The organism is Micromonospora sp. NPDC049139 (genome assembly GCF_055586845.1).
Genome location: NZ_JBVJHK010000040.1, coordinates 20,849 through 27,093 on the forward strand (window position 1 = coordinate 20,849; position 6,245 = coordinate 27,093).

General features: G+C 70.2%; 3 protein-coding genes and 1 pseudogene. 3 read left to right on the forward strand and 1 reads right to left on the reverse strand.

Features of this window, described 5'->3' with window-relative positions:
- Positions 1-133: 133 nt before the first annotated feature.
- Complete coding sequence (locus ACZ6Q9_RS33365; protein ID WP_396831248.1) at positions 134-1,081, reverse strand: DUF6745 domain-containing protein; 948 nt, start codon at positions 1,079-1,081, stop codon at positions 134-136.
- Between the two features lie 275 nt (positions 1,082-1,356).
- Between ACZ6Q9_RS33365 and ACZ6Q9_RS33370 the strand changes: the two genes are divergently transcribed.
- From ACZ6Q9_RS33370 to ACZ6Q9_RS33380, 3 genes and pseudogenes are all read left to right on the forward strand, one after another.
- A complete protein-coding gene (locus ACZ6Q9_RS33370) occupies positions 1,357-3,219 on the forward strand; it encodes an Hsp70 family protein (RefSeq protein ID WP_466021474.1) in 1,863 nt (620 codons plus the stop codon).
- A gap of 67 nt (positions 3,220-3,286) precedes the next feature.
- On the forward strand, positions 3,287-5,422 hold the full coding sequence (locus tag ACZ6Q9_RS33375; protein ID WP_396831244.1) for a BTAD domain-containing putative transcriptional regulator: 2,136 nt from the start codon (positions 3,287-3,289) through the stop codon (positions 5,420-5,422).
- Positions 5,423-5,726: 304 nt separating this feature from the next.
- A pseudogene (locus ACZ6Q9_RS33380) lies at positions 5,727-6,245 on the forward strand (hypothetical protein); the annotation flags it as partial.

Here is a 6,245-nt window from a genome sequence, read left to right on the forward strand (position 1 = left end):
CTGGAATGACGCCAGCCGCGTTCCCTGGCGGAGGCCCTCCGCCAGGGAACGCTAATGTGGCGACGCCATCGTGGACCCGCCGTTGCGAGGTTCGGGCCGGCCTTGCCTCTCCAGGACGTTGCTCAGCTCAAGATCAAGGAGTTACGTCTCCGTGCCGTGCCCTTAACTGCCTGCCGTCGGACCATTCCGCGGCCGGCACCTCATGCCCGTGCAGGCGTCCTTGCTCATCGACCCGGAGGGTTGCCGGTCGCTCACTCATGACAGCGACATCACCGAACGGCCACCACGGACCGCAGGAGAGCGCGACCTCCCTGCATCCCTCCCAGCCGGGGTCAGGGGCTGCCCCCAGTACGGACCGGTACGTGTCGATGGCGGCGAGGACCACCGGGTCGGGGTAGTAGAACCAGGCGGCGTCGAAGTACATGTCGTTGATCTCCGGCAGGCTGTATCGGACGACGGCCCGTGCTTCGTCGTCCCGGTCGACGAACCCGTGGTCGTCGTCCCAGTACCAGGCAGCGCGCATGGCGTAGGCGCCGGTGATCGGGTGGCCGATGGCATCCCAGATGGGGCCAAGGACGGTGCCGTATGTCTGCCGGACGGCGCGCACTATGGGTTGCAGCGCCGCTCGTTCGCCCGCGGTGACGGGTGAGCATCGGTAGGGGCGTTCCATCAGGTTGTACCGCTCGTCCATGCCGTCATAGCGCTGCTCGCCGTAGTAGCCCTCCCACTCGAAGAATGAGTGGAAGTCACCGAAGGCTCTTACCCGGTCGACGTCGTTGACCTGTTCCCACAGTGGCGCGCGAGCGACCGACAGGGAATTGTTGAGCACCTTCCGGCGTACCACGTCAACCAGCGGAGTGTGGCCGTCGTCGATGAGTCGACGCACGTAATCGAGGGCCGCCCAGGGGGACAGGCACCAAGTGAAGCGTGACGGCGCCGGGAGACCGGCGGCGCGGTAGGCGTCACGGGCCGCAGCCTCAGCGCGGCCGCGGTCAGCGGGACCGACCGCCAACGCGGCGTTCTGCCAGGTCTGGGCGACGTCGTGAGCGGCGGGCGGGGTGGGTGTGGTCGAGGGATCCACGCTTCTATCCAATACACGTTCGTTCCCCGCGACAAGGCGAGGAGATCATCAATGAAGTGGGGTGCGATCGACGGAGCCTGGGAAGGCAGCGGTGCCGGGGCCCAACCAGAGCCGTCATGAAGGCCAAGGAGGGCACCCTGCGCGCCCAGTGCGGTTGGGGGATTGTGCTGGGGGAGTAGCCGGCCGGGACGGATCGCCGTCCCAACCGCCGGCGTTGGTATCTGTGAGTGATTCACGGGTGACGTGAACGTGATCCTCATGTTTGACTGTGGCCTATGCGAGCGGGGGAGGCGCGGCTATCGATCGACTGCGGCAGCGCCACCACGACTGCGGTGGTGGCATGGCCCGACGGAACCTGGTCACCGCTGAGATTCGACGGTGAGCCGGCGCTGTCCAGCGCGGTGTTTCTGTCCCCGGACGGAAACCTGCTGACCGGACACCAGGCGTGGCAGGCCGCCGTCACACACCCGGACCGGCTCATACCCGCGCCCCGACGCTCCGCCGAGCAGCACCTGACCGTCGCCGACACGGAACTCGACGCCCTGGACCTGGTCGTCGCCACGCTGCGCCGAGTCGCCGACGAAGCGACGCAGATGACGGGTGGTGCTGTGGAGGATGTACGGCTGGTGGTGCCGGCCGGATGGGGGCCACGGCGGCGGACGTGGCTACGCCACGCCGCGCACCGCGCCGGCCTGCCACAGCCCCGCCTGGTCGAGGCACCCGCAGCCGTCGCGAATCACCTGGTGGCCTCGGGCGTGCAACTGCCGGTGGGATCCTTCGTCGTCGTCTGTGACCTGGGCGGCGGCACCGAAGTGAGCGTCCTGCGCCGCGGCCCCGTCGGGTTCGAGGTCCTCGCGACCCTCGCCGACCCCGAAGCAGGTGGCACCGCCATCGACCGCGCCCTCACCTCCGCCCTAGCCGGCAACCAGGCCCGCCAGACCGTTGACGGCGGCGCCTTGTGGGCGCTGACCGCCAGCGTGCAGACCGCGAAACACGCCCTGACCCGCCACGCCGCGGTCACGGTCCCTCTTCCCAACGGCACGGCGGCCGTGGTCAACGGCCAGCTCGTGGAACACGCCGCGGTTCCGGTGCTTCGGCGCGCCGCACAGTTGACGGCAGAAGCGATCGCCGCGGCCGAGGTCGAACCGGCCAGCGTCGCTGGCGTCTACTGCGCCGGCGGTACCGCTTCGATGCCGCTGGTCGAAAAGGTGTTCACCGAAACCGGCATCAGCCCGGTGATGGTGCCGGATCCCGCCCTCGCCGCAGCACGTGGAGCAGCCGACGTGGGCGCCGCGGCACCCACCGGGGACGTGGTCGTCGAGCAGCCATCGCCGGTGCCGTCGGTGCGGCGAGCCGTGGCGATCGCAGTCCCCGGTCTCGCGTCGCTCGGCCTCGTATCGCAGTTCTTGCTGACGCCCGAGTGGAACGGCGCATACCTGCACGAATGGGCGGTGCTGAACTGGGGTGAGCTCGCCATGGCCGCCGTGTTCGCCATCATCGCCAGCATCGGCGCGGGCACCATCATCGCCTCCGCCGTCGGCGCCCGCGGCGGCAGCGCCGAGCCGATGTCACCGACCGCCCAGGTCGGCACCGGCATCCTGGCGTCCGCGTCACTCGGTGTGGCAGTCGCCGGCATGTACGCGGTGGTCGGCAGCCTCTACATCGGCACCGAAGCCGGGCCGTTCCTGCGCTGGGCGCTGCTGCCCGTAGCCCCGATCGTCACGGTGGCCGCGGTGATGGCGTTGATCGCCGCCCGGCAGTGGCGCACACCCCGCGGCGGCTGGTCAGACCTGCTCGCCTTCCCGACCGGTTCGGTCGTCACCGGCGCGGTCGGGATGGCACTCATCCAGTACTCCCTGGTCGCCGACCGGTGGCCGGACATGGTGTTGTGGATCGACATCGCCGGCCGCCTCGGCGGCCTCCTGCTCGGAGCCGCAGTCGTCATGGCCGTGGTGTCACCACTGGTCCTGCGGCTGATCCTGGGCGCACCTCTCGCGGTCATCACCGCCGCGCTGGTAAGCCGACCCGCCTCCGGGATCCTCGGCGTCATCTACGCCATCGCCGTGGCGATGTGGTGGATCCGCCAGGTGTGGACGCAGCTCATCCGCCCCGCCCGCCCACCGCACCACACCGCATGACCATTCCCAACGGCAGGCACGACGGCGCGCATCACCGGTCAGCCCACGCCCCCTGGGCAGGTGAGTGATGCGCTGGCCCCGGAAGGTCGCCTCCCAACTGTTCATCGTGCTGCTCATCGCGGTCCCACCGGTGGCACTGGTTCGTTTGATCGGCTGGCCCCTGACCGGGTGGCCCAGCATGCGGCAAGCCCGCGAATGGGTGGCGCAGCCCCTCACCAAGGACACCCTCGCCGCGGCGCTGACCCTGCTCGCCTGGCTGATCTGGCTGTTCCTGGCCGGCACCGTCACCGTGCGGATAGCGACGCGGCTGTGGGGCAGGGCGTGCTGGCTGCGGCGGGTTTCGTTGCCCACACCCCTGCAAGCCACCGCCACCGGTATGGCCGGCGCCGCGGCCTTCGGAGTCGGCACCACCGCCACAACCAGCGCCCTACCAGACCATCCCTTGGCCCTCACCACCGCGACACTTGACAACCAGGGCGACACGGATCGGTCCGACAGCCCCGAACCGGTGCACGCCCGGGCAATCGACGGGGTGAGCGTGCCGGGAGGCTGGCTACCCCACGACGTCGCCGAGCAGATCGTTGCCGCAGGGGCGTTGGTGTGGCTGCGGCGCCGCCGCGCCTACCAGCCCAGCCCGCCCCACCCTCCCGACCACGCATGGGCGGGGGACCTGGCGCCGCTACCCGCGACCGTCACCGCTGTCCACGTCGCGCTTACCACCGACCAACCCGGGCCGCCAACCGGCACGGCGTCCGCCGGCCCTGCCCTGACCGCTGCAGCGCCGGAGCCACTCGCTGCGCTCCCAGCAGGCGGTGTCGGCCTTACCGGGCCCGGTGCCCTCGCCGCCGGCAGGGGAGCCCTGGTCACCGTCCTACTGGCCGGACTGCGGCACCCGCCAGGGACCGCGCGGCTGGTCATCACCCGAAGCGCGCTGCGCATGCTCCTAGGCGCGGCAGATCCGGCGACACTCGACCTGCCCGGCATGCGAGTGGTCGCCACCCTCAGCGAGGCCGCCACGTTCCTCAACGGCTCAGCCCAGCACCCGGCGTGGCCCGCCCTTTCCGAGGCCCCGGCGCAGCATGGCCACACCTCACTGACCGGTTCTCCCATCTCACCTGTGCTGATCGTCGATCCCGTAGACGCCGCAGCCCCAGACGGACCCGCGATCACGCTCGCAGACGCCGGTAACACTGTCGTCGTTCTCGGTGCCCTGCCAGCAGGTGTCACCTGGCAGGTCGACACGGCCGGCAACACCCACGACCCCAGCAGGCCATCGACGACGGGACCCCGGTTGTGCGTCCTCGACCCGGTCGCGGCCCTTGACCTGCTCACCGTGATCGGCCAAGCACAGCCGCCCACCACCCCTCCACCGGCCCGCACGGCGGAGGCCCCGCTGCAGGCGCCTCGGCCGCGCATCCCGCGCCAGGCAGGCGGCAACGACACCAACACCAACACCCGCGCCCCCACGCCCGTCCCGGTGGCCCGGCGACTCAACCTGCGCATTCTCGGCCGACCCGTGTTGCTGGCCGACGGGGAGCCGCTCGACATCCGGCGCAGCGCCGCCCTGCAGGCCCTGGCATTCCTCGCTGTCCACAGCGACGGCGCCAGCAGCCGACAACTGACCAGCGCCATCTGGCCAGGACCGCCCGCCCACACCCTCACCGGCCGCCTCTACACAACCCTCAGCGACCTGCGCAGCACCGTCCGCGCCGCCTGCGGCCTCAACCTCATCGACCACACCGACGACCGCTACCGCCTCAACGAAGCCCACGTGGACGTGGACCTGTGGCGCTTCCAGGACGTCTGCCGGCACGCCGCCACCGCCGTCACCGACCATTCCACCTCCTGGCAGACCATCGTCGACAGCTATCCCGGAGAACTCGCCCACGGACACTCCTGGCCATGGATCGAGCCGCCGCGAGAAGCCATCCGCAGACAGGTCGTCGACGCCTGCGCCGCGCTCGCCAGCACCACCACCGATCCTCAGCAGGCCCTGAAACTGCTTCAGGCGGGAATCCACGTCGACCCCTACAACGAGGACCTGCAACGCCGGGCGATCGGCATCCTCACCGCACTCGGCGACCACAACGCCGCAGCCCGGCTGCGCGACACCTACACCGGCCGCCTCGCCCTTGCGGGACTGCGTCCCATCGACAGCCTCCACCAAATTCCGCACGCCAGCAGCGGCTCGGTCAGCCTGTAGCCACAACATTTGGCTTGCTGCCACCAGCCACCCTCGTCGGGATCCATTGCGACGCCACCATGGCGGGGCCAGAGCAGCGGCACACGGCTGCTGACCTGCGGGTGTGAGGCCGTGTGAGGTCGTGTGAGGAGCTGTAAGCCCTCGCGATCGTCCACGGCCACCTCCACGGCCATAGCGTCATCGCATCCGCTGCCCGCAATCACTCACCGCGGACCCCGCCGCGCCTTCGCCCAGCACTTCGCGTGCCACCCAAGCGCTAGGGCCCGGACGTCTGCGGCGGCCAGGAACGGCACAGGGAGGCTCTGTGAGATCCAGAACAGCGGTCATCGCCGCGAGCATCACATCGCTGACCTTCACCGCCGCGATATCCGCCTGGCTCGTCATCGCCGGCATCTGGCCCGCGCCTCAACTACCGTCCCGCACGGTCGTGCGGCAGTGGATTCAACAGCCGCTGACCTCCGAGTTCGTCATCACCCTAGTTCAGGGCGCCGCTGTGGTCCTGTGGCTGCTCCTGACCACCTCCGTGCTGACCCGCGCCTACGCACGAATGGCCCGTACGCTGCGCTGGCTACCCGCCCTGCGCCTACCCGGCCCGCTGCAAGGCCTCACCGCCGCCCTGCTCGGCGCCACCGCCGTCAGCTCCGCAGCCGCGGCAACCCCCGCAACCGCCGCACCAGCAGCCGGAACCAGCCACGACACCGACCAGCCCACCGCCCGGCACTCGACCACTAAGGGACGTCTCGTAACTGGGTCTCGCGTCCATCGTGGATCATGGTGGGGTGCAGGTGATCTCGGCAGCCCGCCCGGAGTGGATCTTCCCGTT